The sequence below is a fragment of the Candidatus Villigracilis sp. genome, from assembly GCF_057083605.1.
The window spans coordinates 20,462-35,456 of sequence record NZ_JBXMTI010000140.1; the positions used below are offsets into that span (position 1 = coordinate 20,462).

A 14,995-nucleotide genomic window follows, 5' to 3' on the forward strand; every position below is an offset into this window, starting at 1 on the left:
TCAACGATTCTAACATTAAGTCTTTACTTGCAAGGGCCAGAGCTGGCACAAGCCGCAACCAGTGCGGTTTGGAAGCCCTCTACATTGCTATCGGCCAGGAACAAGCCAAGAGCGGTGTCGATCTCAGATTTCCAGGAGTCATTTGCAACCACGCCGTGAGTCAGCGAACCGACCACAACATCGCTGGACCAATCATCCATGGCGGATTGTAGATATTCGCCAAAGAGGGATTTGTCGCAGTCGGTGCGGGCGCAGATGGAACCCTTAACAGGATTGAACGCTTCCTGACCTGCCTTTGAACCTGCTACTGTCAACCAGGCAGTTGCCGCCTCTGGATCCGGGGCGCCTACTGCAAGGACGAAGGAGTCTGAGAGGAACTGGAAGACACCATCGCTTCCTGGAGTGGCGGCCCAACCGTAATCGGTATTAGGAGCCTTGCCCAATTCGCGGAAGTAACCTTCAGCCCAGTCGCCCATCACGTTGAATGCTGCATCGCCGTTGATGACGAGTTGTGCGGCATCCTGCCATGAGAGGGAGGTGGAGTCACTGTTGGCATAGGTGAGGGCATTGGCGTAGTTCTCCAAAGCGGCTGTAACTTCAGCGCTGCCCCAGTCAGTTGTGCCATCCCACAAACCATTGTAGGCATCGGCGCCAAGTGAGCCAAGCAGGACGGTTTCCAGCAAGTGCATCTTGGTCCACTGTTCACCAACGGCCAGAGGAGTCACGCCGGCAGCTTGCAGGGTATCCATCGCGGCAAACCATTCTTCAACTGTGCCGGGAACTTCAACACCATTGTCGGCCAGGACGGTTGGGTTGTACCAGAGTACATTGGCGCGGTGGATGTTGACAGGCACAGAATAGATGTTGCCATCCTGTGAGATCAATGGGATCAATGTTTCGGGCATAACCTCAAGCCAGCCCTGAGCTTCGTAGAGGTCATTCAGAGGTTCGATCTGGCCGCCAGCAACATAGGTGCCGATCAATTCCTGCCCGGCATGACCCTGCCAGCTATCGGGTGGGTCGCCAGCCTGCAAGCGGGTTGCGAGCACGGCACGGGCATTGGTTCCTGCGCCACCTGCTACTGCCGCATTGACGAATTCAATGTCGGGATATTCCGCGCTGAACACAGCCTGCATGGCTTCCAAACCCGCCGCTTCACCGCCGCCGGTCCACCATGAAAATACTTCAACGGAATTGCCGCCAGCAGCGGGAGCTTCTGTTGCGGCAGCTCCGCCGCAAGCTGTGAGCGCAATGGATGCGATCACGAGGATGCTCAATAGAGCAAAAAACTTTTTGTTCATTCTTCTCTCCTTATTTGGAACATTGATATTGATTCGAATATTACGGTCTTACACAGAAGTTATTCCTCGCGGCGATCACCTCCTCTCAACATGAATCGGTTTTGACAAAACATCGTCTACAACGATGGCAATGGCTCCGATCAGGCTGGCATCGGGCCCAAAGGGAGATAAAAGCACCTCGGCCTGCTGATCAATTTCGGGCAGGGAATGACGCGTCACTGTTTCTTTGATCGCAGGTAAAAGGTATTCACCGGCGATGCTGAGCGGTCCGCCAAGGATGATCTTTTCAGGATTGAAGATATTGATCAGACCGGCAAAGCCTTGCCCCATGGCATGGCCTGCCTCGGTAAAAGAATCAATCGCTTCTCGGTCACCCGCATCTGCGGCTTGTTTGATGAGGGCAATGGTGAGGGGAGAATTTTGTTCTGCAATAAGTTTTGGGATGATGCTGGTACGTTTGACTTCGAGGCGTGCCTGTACCCGCTGGATGATGGAATATTGGTTGGCGTATGTTTCCCAACAGCCGCGATTGCCGCAATGACAGACTGTCTGCGACGGCTCTGCCATGATGGGGGAGTGACCGATCTCGCCGGCGTAGCCATTTTTTCCGCGATATAGCTTGCCATTCAGGAACAGCCCGCCACCAATGCCAACACCGGCAAAAACAAAAAGGAAGTCCTGGCATTGGCGTGCTGTGCCAAATAAATGTTCAGCGATGGCGGCGGCATTCGCATCGTTCTCAACAAAGACGCTAAGTTTTGTTTGTTCTGAGAAAATTCTTCCAAACGGCACATCTCGCCAGTGAAGATTTGGAGCGAAGATCAAGACCCCTTCTTTCAGATCAACAGTTCCGGGTGTTGCGAGACCGAGCCCTAAAAAGCGAATGTTTCGTTTCCTCCCAGCGGCCATTGCTTCTTTGACAATGCGCAGGGTTTGGTTGATCATCTTTTCCTGGTCTTCATTTGGGTTGGCGTCTTCGCGCCTGCGCCAGATGATGCTGCCGAGGAAATCAGTTACAGCCACTGAAACGAAATCCACACCGAGCTCCACGCCAATGATCAGGCCAGCTTGTGGATTCATTTCAAGTAATGTGGCGGGGCGGCCGGCCCCACCTGAGTTACTGCCAGTTTCATGGACGAGCTTTCGGGCGAGCAATTCGTCCACCAGGCTTGAAACGGTGGATTTATTCAGACCACTGATGACCGCCAACTTCGCGCGTGAAATGGGTGACTGGGTGTGGATCAACCTCAGCACTGATGATAAATTATGTTCTCGAACGAAAGCTTGATCTGCTGTGTTCTTAGGCATGTTAATTAGTATGTTGGGGCAACAAACTAATTATAACCACCGGAGAACTTTTGTCAACTTAAAAAATTGGACTCACAATGAAAATAAAAAGTGCGGAAGTTCAAACGAACTTCCGCACAAATTTCCGTTGCCAATTGGTCTAGGCGTTCTTCAAAGCGCCCCAGCCTGCATACCCTGCTTTGGTTCCCAACTCTGCTTCGATGCGTAGGAGCTGGTTGTATTTCGCCACTCTGTCCGAGCGGGCGGGTGCTCCAGTTTTGATCTGCCCGGTGTTGAGCGCAACTGCCAAGTCTGCGATAGTGGCGTCTTCAGTCTCACCGGAGCGGTGGGATGTGACCGCTCTCCATCCGGCGCGTTGACAAAGTTCAACGGCTTCAATGGTTTCGCTTAATGAGCCGATCTGATTTACTTTCACGAGCAAGGCATTCGCCGCATTTTCTGCAATAGCTTTGCGGACGCGTTCGGGATTGGTCACCAGGAGATCATCACCAACGATCTGGATCTTGTCACCTAATTCCTTGGTCATTAAACTCCACGAACTCCAATCGTCCTGCGCGTGACCATCTTCGATGGAAACAATGGGGTAGTCCTTGACCCATTTGGCCCAGAATTCAACCATTTGCTCGCCAGTGAATTCCTTGCCTTCCTTGCGCAGATTGTATTTCTTGGTCTTCTCATCATAGAATTCGGATGCGGCTGGGTCAAGCGCGATGGCTACTTCCTGGCCGCGCCCAACCTTGAAACCAGCTTTTTCAATCGCGGCCAGGATCAATTCAATGGCTTCGCTATTTGCTTTGAGTGCGGGTGCGTATCCGCCTTCATCGCCGACAAGGGTGCCATATCCTTTTTCTTTCAAAACGGATTTGAGAGCGTGATAAATTTCCGCGCCCCAGCGCACGCCTTCAGTGAATGAGGAAGCACCAAAAGGCATGACCATGAATTCCTGCATATCTGTGCTTTGCCAACTGGTGTGTGCGCCGCCGTTCATGATGTTCATCATAGGCACTGGCAATACGTGCGCATACACGCCGCCGAGATAACGGTATAAAGGCATACCAAATGAATTTGCTGCAGCTTTGGCAACCGCCAGGCTGACTCCTAAAATGGCGTTCGCGCCAAGCTTGGATTTGTTGGGCGTGCCATCCATAGAAAGCAATTCAGAGTCAATCGCTTTTTGTTCAGATGCATCCCAACCGAAGAGCGATTCTGCGATCACACCGTTGACGTTGGCCACTGCCTTCGAAACGCCTTTACCAAGATAACGCTTCTTGTCACCGTCGCGCATTTCCAATGCTTCATGCTCGCCAGTGGATGCGCCTGAGGGAACCGCTGCGCGCCCCCATGCGCCGTCCATTAAAACCACTTCAACTTCGATGGTTGGGTTGCCGCGCGAGTCTAGAATTTCCAGCGCGGAGATGCTTTCAATTGTTGTGTCCATTTTGAACTCCTGGGGTTGTGATATAAAGCCAGACCCTAAAGGTCTTTGTTGTATTGATGTGAATTTTGCAGCGTTTCGTTGACAGATTGGAACTTACAATATTTGTGTGCAGACCCTTAAGGTCTTATTGTCGTAGCAAGTATAATCCCAAATATTGGGGACGAAACTATAACGAGTAGGGCAATCGCCCTTGGATTTTTTTATCCACCAATCCTCGCCAATCTCCGCGAATTCATATTCAGATTATCGTAAATTTGCGGAGATTGGCGGATTCTCGAACGTAATTACTGATTACTTCTTCACCTTTTCCTTCGCGGCCTTGATCAATCCCACAAACAGCGGATGTGGCCTCATGGGGCGTGATAAAAACTCAGGGTGGAATTGACTCGCCACCATATACGGATGGTCAGCCAGTTCAACGATCTCAACCAATTTGCCGTCGGGGGATAAACCTGAAAAGACCATGCCGTGTTCACCGAAGGATTCACGATAGGCGTTATTGAATTCAAAGCGATGACGATGCCTCTCATCCACTTTGGAAACGGCATAGGCGTTGGCGGCCTTCGTCCCTTTTTGGAGCAGGCACGGGTAGAGTCCGAGGCGCATGGTTCCACCCATTTCGGTGACGGAGCGCTGATCGAGCATCAAGTCGATCACAGGGTGTTCCGTACTTCGGTCAAATTCGGAGGAGTTGGCTTCTTCAAGATCGAGTACATGACGCGCGAAATCAATGCACATCACTTGCATCCCCAAACATAAACCAAGATATGGGACTTTGTTTTCACGAGCGTAACGCGCCGCGAGCACCTTGCCTTCGATGCCGCGCGACCCAAAGCCGCCAGGCACAAGGATCGCATCCGCTTTTTTGACGATATCCCAGCCTTTATCTTTTTCGAGATCGGCGGAGTGAACCCAGTCGATCTCAACCTCAACGCTGTTTGCAAGCCCCGCATGTTTGAGCGCCTCGCGGACAGACATGTATGCATCCTGCAATTCAACATATTTTCCGACAAGCGCTACTTTGACGGTGGGTTTCGGCTTGCGGACTTCATCTACTAGTTTTTTCCAGGGCTTCATATCTGGTTTGCGGTTGGCTTTCAACCCAAGCTTGCCGAGCATCAATTCGCCCACACCAAGTTTTTCCAAAAGCAATGGGACTTCATACAACACATCTGCGGTTTTCATCGGAATGACTGAGTCTTTATCCACGTCGCAGAAGAGCGCGATCTTTTCACACAGACTTTTGTCCACATCCTGATCTGCTCGCGCGATGATGATGTTAGGCGAAATGCCAATGGAACGTAACGCAGCTACGGAATGCTGTGTAGGCTTTGTTTTGATCTCGCCCGTCGCGCCGATGGTAGGCAGCCAGGTCACATGCACGAAGAGACAGTTCTCACGCCCCACTTCATTGCGCAGTTGACGCAGCGCCTCAAGAAATGGCTGCGATTCAATATCGCCAACTGTACCGCCAACTTCCAAGATGACGATCTCTGCACCTGTTTCCTTTGCTACAAGACCGATCCTGCGTTTGATCTCGTTGGTGATGTGCGGGATGACTTGAATCGTCCCACCGAGATAATCACCGCGTCGTTCGTTGGCGATGATCTCGGCATAGACTTGTCCCGTAGTGAAGTTGCTGACTTTGGTCAGGCGGTTATCAATAAATCTTTCGTAGTGCCCAAGATCAAGGTCCGTTTCTGCGCCGTCATCCAGCACATATACTTCACCATGTTGGTAAGGTGACATGGTTCCAGGGTCGACATTGATATAAGGGTCAAGTTTCTGTACGGCAACTTTGAAACCGCGCTCCTTGAGCAACAGCCCCATCGCCGCGGCTGTCACACCCTTGCCAACAGATGAAACAACTCCACCGGTAAAAAATAAATATTTTGTAGTCATATAAAATCCTTTCTAGGATAATTCGCCCTGAGCGGAGTGACGAGTGTTTTTCGAGGAATGCAGTCGAAGGGCAGCTTGATGTTACTTTTTTCTACCTTGTAATCTGTCCTTCGACTGCGCCGCGCAAAAGAAAGGGCGTGCGGCTCCGCTCAGGACGTAGTTAATACAAAGAGAATGGGGAGGGCGTTTAAGCCCTCCCCATTTGGGGTTGCGTACTTTTTGGTTGTGGTTGTCGTATGTTTCTCATCCGACCAGTTTCACCAGATCTTCGGCGGCGCGCCTCATCTCGAGGAAGATCATGCCGAGTTTGCCATCCTGGCGCGACATCGCGGTCAGCACGGCTTCTTCGCCAATGGCCGTCAGCACAATTGCGCCCTTGTCGCCCTTGATATACACCTGCTCCAGCCCGCCGCGTCCAAGTTCCCCTGAAATACGCTCGCCAAGGCTCAACATCGCCGCAGACATGGCCGAAACGCGGTCTTCCTCCACACCCTGCTGCAAAGCAGACGCCATGATCAAACCGTCCACAGAAACGACGGCTGAGGCTTCAATGTCTGGTGCGGCGGCCTGCATATTGCGAAGGCGTTCCACCATTTGGTCAGAGCGGGATTGTGCCATAACTCGGTCTCCTAAGGAAGCGGGTTGCCCCGCCATTAAGTGTGATTGAACGGTTAGAGTTTACCAGAAAAATAATCATTCGAGAATTGCCCGCACATTTCAATTCTTTTTCAAACCCTCATCTCCCATTATGCACCGATGAGGGATGGATATTTGACCCTGCCACTTCTTCATGTTAGACTCAACGGTTGCCATGATGAAATTACTTTTCACTCTCCTGCTTTTTTTGATTCGGGATTCGCCTATCAATATCTCATCGCCTCAAGCAGGTGAGATTTTACGAGGGCAGGTGGAGATTATTGGCAATATGGACACTCCGAAATTTTCATCCGCTGAGCTGGCTTTCTCATATGCCGCTTCCAACTCCGCCGATACCTGGTTCGCCATCCAGACATTTTCTCAGCCTGTGGCTGACCTCACCGTCGCCGTTTGGGACACCACCTCACTCACGGATGGCGATTACACCTTGCGTCTGCGTGTCTTTCTTCAGGATGGCACTTTTCAAGACCTGCTCATCTCAGACCTAATGATTCGCAACGATACCCCTTTACCAACGGAAGTTGGTCCAACCGAAACAGCATTTCCTCAATTTATCACCACTCTTCAGCCCTCTGTTTTGGTTGATCCTCCCGCCACTGCTGGAGTAACTTATCCCTCGCCCACGCCATTGCCTGCCAACCCCGCATCGGTCACCACCTCATCCATCTATTCGACCTTTGGCCGAGGTGCACTGATAGTTCTAGTCTTATTCGCCATCTTCTCATTAATACTTCGGCTCCGCAAAAACTGACAACTGTTTACTTGTCACTGGAAACTAACATATGACAGACTCCACATATCTCTTGATCGGTCTCGGCAACCCTGGCCGCGAATACAAAGACAACCGCCACAACATTGGTTTCATGTTGATCGACAATATCACTGTCCGTTTGAATGCACGCGGCATGAAGCTGCAATCCAAAGCCATTGTCATCTCCGCACAATACGAAGAGCGGAAGATCATCCTTGCCAAGCCGCAAACTTATATGAATCTTTCTGGCCAATCGGTGCAGGGACTATTGCACTTCTATAAGATTCCATTTGAAAACCTGCTTGTCGCTCACGATGATTTGGACCTGCCCTTTGGTACCATCCGCATACGCCCTGGCGGTGGGCCTGGCGGCCAGCGTGGCATGGCATCAACTATTGAAAGACTCGGCACGAAAGACTTCCCGCGCTTGCGCCTCGGCATCGGGCGTCCGCCCGGCCGCATGGATCCAAAAGACTATGTGTTACAGGACTTCTCGAAGGAGGACTTCAAACTTCTCCCCGAAATTTTAGATCGCGGCGCCGACGCCGCGCTGACATTTGTTATGCACGGCCTCAATAAAGCGATGAATCAATTCAATGGCGACATTCGCGAATCGTAATTCTCAAACCATTCAGTCTATATCTCGACAGGCTCGACCACCAATCGCAAATCCAAAATCGTAAATCGTAATGCTCAATACACACCTTCTATCCTCAATTCAGAATCTGGCAGAGTATAAAAAACTGCTGACCCAGCTTAACGTTGGCAGCCCCACCTCGGGACTCGGTCTGCCTCGTTCTGCGCGTTTGCCCGTCTTAGCATCTTTGCATAATGATCTAAATCAACCCGTTCTACTCATCACGGATCGAGCCGATCATGCCTTGTCGTTGTTCGATGAACTTGGCTTTTGGGTGAAGACTCCGCGCTATTTATTCGCAGAACCGAATCCGTTATTTTATGAAGAAGCCGCTTGGGGAATCGCAACCCGCCGCGAACGACTACAGGTCTTGACTGCGCTTTCTGCCTATCATTTGCCTTTTGCAAAAAAGCCAGAAACGCCGCCGATCATAGTTGCGTCTGCCCGCTCGTTGATGACGCGTACACTGCCGCGCCGTGATTTTCTCAAAGCCTGTAAGAAGCTATCAGTAAACCAGAACATTCAACCCGATAACCTGATCCGTGAGTGGGCGAGGATCGGCTACCAGCGTGTGAATACTGTGCTCGAGCCAGGTCAATTCTCACATCGCGGAGGTCTGCTGGATGTTTGGCCTTCAACGGAAGTTAATCCCGTTCGCCTGGATTTCTTTGGTGATGAGATCGAAACCATTCGCCGTTTTGACCCAGCCACCCAGCGCACTGTCGAGAAACTTGAATTTATTCTTATCACACCTGCGCGTGAGTTTTTGGCCGATACAGTTGATGAGGGCATACAGCTTTCTGAATTCCATATCCCGCTTCTGCATGGACAACCTGCTTCACTATTGGATTACCTCCCACAGAAAACCATCATGCTCGTGGATGATCTGAGCCTGGTTGAGAGCATGGCGAATGAAGTGGAAGAACAGGCGGTCAAGTTCAGACGCGAATCAATTGCAGAAGGCACGCTGTCTGCGGATTTCCCTGTGCCATATCTTCCCTGGTCTGAGTTGAACGATAGTATGAGTGAGTATATGTCTCTTGAGCTTGGTCATTCAACTTCATCATCTCCTGTTGGGAGAGGGCAGGGTGAGGGGGATACTGAACTTGCATCATGTTTCAGCCATGATGAAAGATTTGGCGGCAGACTTAAACCTTTTATCGATTACCTCACGCCGATTGTTGAAAATGGCGAACAGGTCTTTATCATTTCGCGTCAATCGCCGCGTCTGCATGAGTTATGGAATGAGCATTACCCTGACACTGATCATCCCAATCTCAAATTCATCGAAGCATCTTTATCAGAAGGCTTTGTTCTAACCGGCCAGCCTCCAATCTCTGATTCTCAATTACCAATTACCAATTATCAATTTCATAAAATTCATCTCATCACCGACTCCGAAGTCTTCGGTTGGGAGCGACCCCAACCACGCACGCGGCAGAGGCAGGTTGCAGATACGCCTGAATCGCTTTATTCCGATTTGCAAATTGGGGATTATGTTGTGCACGTCGATCATGGCATTGGACGCTTCGGCGGTCTCACCCAGCGACAGTTGGACGGCCACGAGAGAGAATTCTTGGCTGTTGAATATGACCGCAACGACATTCTCTACGTTCCTGTTCATCAAGCGGACAGGCTCACGCGTTATGTGGGTGCAGATGGCGGCAAGCCATCACTTGATAACCTTGGCGGGCAAGCCTGGGCCGAGACCAAATCGCGCGTCAAAGAGGCAGTGCAACAGGTTGCGGAAGATTTGCTCGATCTCTATGCACGTCGTCAGGTGGTTCAGGGGTTTGCATTCGCCCCTGATTCGCAATGGCAGAAGGAATTGGAAGATAGCTTCCCTTATGTTGAAACAGACGACCAAAAAACTGCAATCGCTGATATCAAACGCGACATGGAAGGCGCGCGCCCAATGGACCGATTGTTGTGCGGAGATGTGGGCTATGGAAAAACAGAAGTCGCCTTGCGCGCGGCGTTCAAGGCAGTGATGAGTGGTAAGCAGGCGGCTGTACTTGTGCCGACGACGGTGCTGGCGCAACAACATTTTGAAACCTTTTCGCAACGCCTTGCCGCATATCCAGTAAAAGTGGAAATGCTTTCGCGTTTCCGCACACCACGTGAGCAGACTGAAATTCTGTACAAACTTGCCATTGGCGAGGTGGATATCGTCATCGGTACACATCGATTGATTTCATCTGATGTGCAATTTAAAGACCTTGGTTTGGTAGTGATCGATGAAGAACAACGATTCGGCGTCACTCATAAGGAGCATCTCAAAAAACTCCGCACCGAAGTGGATGTATTGACTCTGACCGCCACACCAATTCCGCGCACGCTCTACATGGCGCTAACGGGCGTGCGTGATATTTCCAATTTGAATACGCCGCCTGAAGAGCGACTGCCTATCATCACGCATGTTGGGCCCTATTCACCGCGGCTTGTAAGGCAGGCGATTCTGCGTGAACTCGAACGCGGTGGACAGATATTCTTCGTTCATAACCGTGTGCAGACGATTGATGCAATGAAGGCGCATCTCAATAAACTTGTGCCCGAAGCGCGGGTGGATATTGGTCACGGGCAAATGCCAGAGGGGCAGTTATCCGCTGTGATGCACCGCTTCAATATGGGAGAGATCGATATTTTGCTTTCGACCACCATCATTGAATCGGGTTTGGATATCCCAAACGCGAACACCCTGATCGTTGACCGCGCGGATACCTTTGGCCTTGCCCAGCTTTATCAACTGCGTGGGCGTGTGGGGCGCGGCGCGATGCGTGCTTATGCCTATTTCTTCCGCCATAACAAAATGTCGCCAACGCAGGAGGGTCAGGCGCGGCTTGAAGTCATCGCAGAGAATACCCAGCTTGGTGCAGGATATTCGATTGCCATGCGTGATCTGGAAATACGCGGGGCTGGCGAATTACTGGGCACACGCCAGCATGGGTACATCCAATCTGTCGGCTTTCATCTTTACACAAGGATGCTGGCCGATGCTGTTCGCCGCATCCGCTTGCTGATGAAAGACAATTTGGATATTGATCTATCTTCGGCGCTGATGCCATCCACTTTCAATTTGCCCCTATCCATGCCTGTAAATGTGGATTTGCCTCTTGCAGTTGGAATCCCAGCCGAATATATTTCCGATCAGGATTTGCGCTTGCGTCTATATCGCCGCATTGCAGACCTGCGCGATGAAACCGAGTTGGACGCTCTTGGCTCCGAATTCCGTGATCGCTTCGGGCAAATGCCGGAGATGACTCAGAACCTGCTTTATCAGATGCGTGTAAAACTGCGTGCTGAAAAGGCGGGTCTAACTTCGGTCAACATGGAAGCAGGGCAGATCCTGCTAAAGTACGCCGCACCAACTGACGGCACGGAGCCGAAGCGTTTGCCTGATCTTGGTAATGGCATCCGTGGAGGTCGATCCGCTTATTGGGTGATGTTGTCAAAAGATGAAGTCTGGACCGTGAAGCTCCTGGATGTATTAGCCCAATTGGGTGATGGAGCATTGACCCAAAAATAAGCTAATATACGACAATATTTTACGCAATACCGCAATAGTATTGGTAGCAAAAAGGAGAATCATGAAAAAGAAAATATTGTTTGTGTTATTAGTTGTTGTTTTATTGGCCACAGCCTGTATGCCTTCACAGGAGCAGATCGATCAGGTGATAAATTCAGCGCAGCAAACTGCGCTTGCGCAGATCACCGTTCTTCCAGGCTCCACTCAGGATGTCAACCAGATCGTTCAAGCTACGTTTCAGGCATTGACCGCGCAAGCCGCAACGCAGACTCCATCAGCCAATGGTGGGATGGGAAGCATTTCTGGAAATCTTTCTTATCCATCTGAAGGTATTCCACCTTTATATGTGGTCGCATTCCATGTTCCTTCTAATTTTTATTACTGGGTAGCGACAACGCAGAATCAAACGACCTATCAAATTGATAACCTACCGCCCGGTGTTTATCATGTTGTGGCATATACCCAGCCTGATGGTCAACTGATGGGCGGCTACGATGAATTCTATCTATGCGGCTTGCAGCAAGGCTGTGCAAACAACACATTGGTGGATGTCAATGTGCAAGCGGGCGTTGTGACACCAAATATTAACCCCGGTAACTGGTATGGCGGCGCGGAAAGTTATCCACCTTTTCCGATTGCCAATGCTCCCCAAAACGGCGGCACGGACAATATCCCCACATTTACTCCAATCGGCGGGCTTTCGGGAAGTATCGCAGGACAATTAAGTTTTCCATCTGAAGGCATCCCTGCGATGGCAATCGTTGCATACGTGGTTGGTGGTTCTCCGTTTGATTATTATTACGTGGTCACGAATAGTGGAGCAAGCACCTATCAGCTCGATAATCTTCCACCCGGAGATTATTATGTTGTTGCGTACCCGATGACCAGCCCAACTTCATTCTCTGGTGGATATTCGCAAGCCGTTCCCTGCGGGCTGTCGGTGAACTGTACTGACCACAGTTTGATTTCTGTAGCTGTGACAGGTGGGCAGGTGACTCAAGGAGTTAACCTTGGCGACTGGTACGCGCCCGATGGAAGTTTCCCAGATTATCCGCTTCCATAACCAGCCGATAATTGATTCTGTTCCAATAAAATTTTCCGCCCCGACGATCATGGTCAGGGCGGATTTTTTTGTTAATTGAATTATTCACTTAACTCCAGTTGCTATCACACTCCCGTTGTGTCATGCTGAGGGCGCTCTTCCCTGCACCGAACGCAGGACGGTGTGCCCGAAGCATCTCCGCTAGTGTAAATAGAGACTCTTCGGTCGCAACGAACCAGCTCCCTCAGGGCGACACAGTCTTTTAATATCGATGTGGCAATCTGGGTTAATTTATGAGGAATCTCTATTGATAATCGACACAAGCTAGGTCATCTTTCAAGTTGATGATCGTCTCATCGCGCTGTTGTGAAGCTGGCGCATTAACTTGAAGCCTATCCAATGCGCCGCAAAGGCTGGGCTCCAGCCCGGCGGTGATGCGTTTAGCGAATTTGGTTAATTCCTTTACCTGCTCCCAATCTTCCATATGACCAAAGCCTTCAATGAAAGGAATGTACTCGAAACCATTATCTGCCCGCTCACCAGCAGATTGTGATTCTTCCCAAAGCTTCACTACTTCGTCCCATTGTCCAAACTGACGCGCCAAGTCCGCTTTTTGGAAGTAATAGCACCATGTTTCTGTATTTTGTTTTCCATAAATATCCTCAGGCAGGGATGGTTCTTCTCCATCCGCCTGTTTGATAAGGCTGATATCCGAGCCTGCGCTTAGCTGACGCATATCATCACTGACGAGCCGCAGATTCGTATCCTGTGGCTGCATAACCCATAAACATCGATTCAGTTCAGGGTTGAAAGAAAGCAGGAGCATTTGTTTGCTGCTGCCTATAAAGTCCATGCTTAGTTTGCTGTATTCGAGTGGTGCGCCTTGCAAAAGGTCGTTTACGTTTGGATTGGTGTAATAGAAGGGGAAATACCAATAGGGAGGTGTGTGTTCAAAATTCTTAACTTGATAACTTGTATTGATCGAAAATGAAACAGCATATTCGCCCATCATGCCAAGCACTTCTTCATCGGTCAGTATGGCAGTGCCCGTTTCTATCCTGGGTGCGCGCCACAATAACTGCTGTGAAAGCCTGACCTGTTTTTCCCATGAATACTGGAATTCTTTTGTGTTATCCAAATGAAAGTTGACCGCCAATGCCAGCGCCAGGGAAAAGAGTAGGATTTTTTTGTTACTGTCATTTACAAAATAATCAATTATTAGAAAACTCAATAATGCCGCCCCGAACATAGCGGGAATCCCAAAGCGTGAAGCTGATAAAAGATTCTTGCTTTCAACAATCGATCTGCCGATCAACCATACTGGCAAGCCACCGGTCAATAACCCCGCAATTGCCAGAGTCAAACTCCCTGCCTTCCAATCGTCGTTAACTTCTGTCGGGTCGGGCAGGAATCTCTTAAAGTAGAAATAAGCAACACCAAGACTCATTAGGCAAATACTAAGTTTGAATTGAACGAATGGAGAATTGAAATCCAATCCGCTTACGTCAGTTGCTTTTTGCCAGCCAATCGTCAACACCGAGATCGCATCCTTGATGGAGGCGGAGATCAAAAATCCAATCGCTTTGATCGGCTCGCTGAATAATTGCATCAGGATCACGGGTTCGTTTCGAGTGACATCTGGCGGGTTTTCATAGACCGCTATGCGCCAGTAAAAGAATAATCCCAATATCAGCAAGTAAGGAAGCCAGTTCAATAAAACTTTCGTCACTCTTTTTGACGAAACAGATTCTGAACGCGAGATCAAAATCCATAAGATGAACAGACGCAGTAGTTCAAGCCCCGCAAAATATTCGCTGGTGAATAGATGCGCAGCTTCCAACGCCATTGCCAGGATAGTGAGTATCACCATCTTGATGGAACTTGATTGAAGCGCATAGATCATTAATAAAAGTGAAAGCATGAATGCAAGAAAACCGAACCAGTGATGCGTCGACCCCACTGCGAATGGCTGAAGCATGAAGAAGGGATAAACGGCGAATAATAATGAGATGTAGAGTGCTTCTCTTTTGCGCTCGGGCCACATTGCGCGGACCACCATCCAAAACAATACAACCGTCCCCCAGCGCATGAGCAGCGCGGCAATGTGCCATGCCATGGGTTTGAAGCCAAGCACGTTGAACCCAAGCATATAAAGCCATGCGGCGTTGGGCCTACTATCGAAAACCAGCATTTCGCGCAGGCTGTCGATCCCTTTTAGTTTTGCATAAAAAACATAAGGCCAGTCATCCATATAAAACCCCAGGTTGGGGATGAGCAGGCCAAAGCTAATGATACAGGTGACTAAGAAAGCCAACGGCGCGCTTTTTTCGGAAAAATGTAATTGTTGAAAAAATGATTCGATTTTTTTCATATTATTGGTGATTATACCCTCGACGTTAACCATCGCTTCGCGCTTGGCTGCGAGTTGATTCC

At 49.9% G+C, this 14,995-nt stretch carries 10 protein-coding genes; 4 read left to right on the top strand and 6 right to left on the bottom strand.

Translation table 11 applies throughout. The features are described 5' to 3' along the window. Positions 1–23 precede the first annotated feature (23 nt). From AC14M5_RS20855 to AC14M5_RS20875, 5 genes are all read right to left on the bottom strand, one after another. The gene (locus tag AC14M5_RS20855) at positions 24–1,301 is read right to left on the bottom strand and encodes an ABC transporter substrate-binding protein (protein WP_484031645.1); all 1,278 of its coding nucleotides are present in this window, start codon (positions 1,299–1,301) and stop codon (positions 24–26) included. Positions 1,302–1,376: 75 nt separating this feature from the next. Next, positions 1,377–2,609, bottom strand: a complete 1,233-nt coding sequence (locus AC14M5_RS20860) for an ROK family transcriptional regulator (RefSeq protein ID WP_484031646.1) — start codon at positions 2,607–2,609, stop codon at positions 1,377–1,379. Positions 2,610–2,748: 139 nt separating this feature from the next. Next, positions 2,749–4,047, bottom strand: a complete 1,299-nt coding sequence (eno, locus tag AC14M5_RS20865; protein ID WP_484031647.1) for a phosphopyruvate hydratase — start codon at positions 4,045–4,047, stop codon at positions 2,749–2,751. A 291-nt stretch (positions 4,048–4,338) separates the two neighbouring features. Next, complete coding sequence (locus tag AC14M5_RS20870) at positions 4,339–5,949, bottom strand: CTP synthase (RefSeq protein WP_484031648.1); 1,611 nt, start codon at positions 5,947–5,949, stop codon at positions 4,339–4,341. Positions 5,950–6,192: 243 nt separating this feature from the next. After that, positions 6,193–6,567, bottom strand: a complete 375-nt coding sequence (locus AC14M5_RS20875; RefSeq protein WP_484031649.1) for a roadblock/LC7 domain-containing protein — start codon at positions 6,565–6,567, stop codon at positions 6,193–6,195. 307 nt (positions 6,568–6,874) lie between these two features. On the opposite strand from AC14M5_RS20875, the gene AC14M5_RS20880 reads away from it, so the two are divergent. The 4 genes from AC14M5_RS20880 to AC14M5_RS20895 all read left to right on the top strand — a co-directional run bounded on the left by AC14M5_RS20880 (position 6,875) and on the right by AC14M5_RS20895 (position 12,583). Beyond that, the gene (locus tag AC14M5_RS20880; protein ID WP_484031650.1) at positions 6,875–7,357 is read left to right on the top strand and encodes a hypothetical protein; all 483 of its coding nucleotides are present in this window, start codon (positions 6,875–6,877) and stop codon (positions 7,355–7,357) included. Between the two features lie 31 nt (positions 7,358–7,388). After that, on the top strand, positions 7,389–7,976 hold the full coding sequence (pth, locus tag AC14M5_RS20885) for an aminoacyl-tRNA hydrolase (RefSeq protein WP_484031651.1): 588 nt from the start codon (positions 7,389–7,391) through the stop codon (positions 7,974–7,976). Positions 7,977–8,046: 70 nt separating this feature from the next. After that, the gene (mfd, locus tag AC14M5_RS20890; RefSeq protein WP_484031652.1) at positions 8,047–11,520 is read left to right on the top strand and encodes a transcription-repair coupling factor; all 3,474 of its coding nucleotides are present in this window, start codon (positions 8,047–8,049) and stop codon (positions 11,518–11,520) included. A 61-nt stretch (positions 11,521–11,581) separates the two neighbouring features. Next, entirely contained in the window at positions 11,582–12,583 is a 1,002-nt protein-coding gene (locus AC14M5_RS20895; RefSeq protein ID WP_484031653.1) for a hypothetical protein, read from the top strand. A 283-nt stretch (positions 12,584–12,866) separates the two neighbouring features. On the opposite strand, the gene AC14M5_RS20900 is transcribed toward AC14M5_RS20895, so the two are convergent. After that, a complete protein-coding gene (locus tag AC14M5_RS20900; protein ID WP_484031654.1) occupies positions 12,867–14,933 on the bottom strand; it encodes a hypothetical protein in 2,067 nt (688 codons plus the stop codon). Positions 14,934–14,995 lie beyond the last annotated feature (62 nt).

What these genes read in the sequence shown, in the direction of transcription:
- AC14M5_RS20875 (WP_484031649.1), bottom strand. Translation starts at nt 6,567, where the DNA reads ATGGCACAATCCCGCTCTGACCAAATGGTGGAACGCCTTCGCAATATG.
- AC14M5_RS20880 (WP_484031650.1), top strand. Translation starts at nt 6,875, where the DNA reads ATGGACACTCCGAAATTTTCATCCGCTGAGCTGGCTTTCTCATATGCC.
- AC14M5_RS20855 (WP_484031645.1), bottom strand. Translation starts at nt 1,301, where the DNA reads ATGAACAAAAAGTTTTTTGCTCTATTGAGCATCCTCGTGATCGCATCC.
- AC14M5_RS20860 (WP_484031646.1), bottom strand. Translation starts at nt 2,609, where the DNA reads ATGCCTAAGAACACAGCAGATCAAGCTTTCGTTCGAGAACATAATTTA.
- eno (WP_484031647.1), bottom strand. Translation starts at nt 4,047, where the DNA reads ATGGACACAACAATTGAAAGCATCTCCGCGCTGGAAATTCTAGACTCG.
- AC14M5_RS20870 (WP_484031648.1), bottom strand. Translation starts at nt 5,949, where the DNA reads ATGACTACAAAATATTTATTTTTTACCGGTGGAGTTGTTTCATCTGTT.
- AC14M5_RS20900 (WP_484031654.1), bottom strand. Translation starts at nt 14,933, where the DNA reads ATGAAAAAAATCGAATCATTTTTTCAACAATTACATTTTTCCGAAAAA.
- pth (WP_484031651.1), top strand. Translation starts at nt 7,389, where the DNA reads ATGACAGACTCCACATATCTCTTGATCGGTCTCGGCAACCCTGGCCGC.
- mfd (WP_484031652.1), top strand. Translation starts at nt 8,047, where the DNA reads ATGCTCAATACACACCTTCTATCCTCAATTCAGAATCTGGCAGAGTAT.
- AC14M5_RS20895 (WP_484031653.1), top strand. Translation starts at nt 11,582, where the DNA reads ATGAAAAAGAAAATATTGTTTGTGTTATTAGTTGTTGTTTTATTGGCC.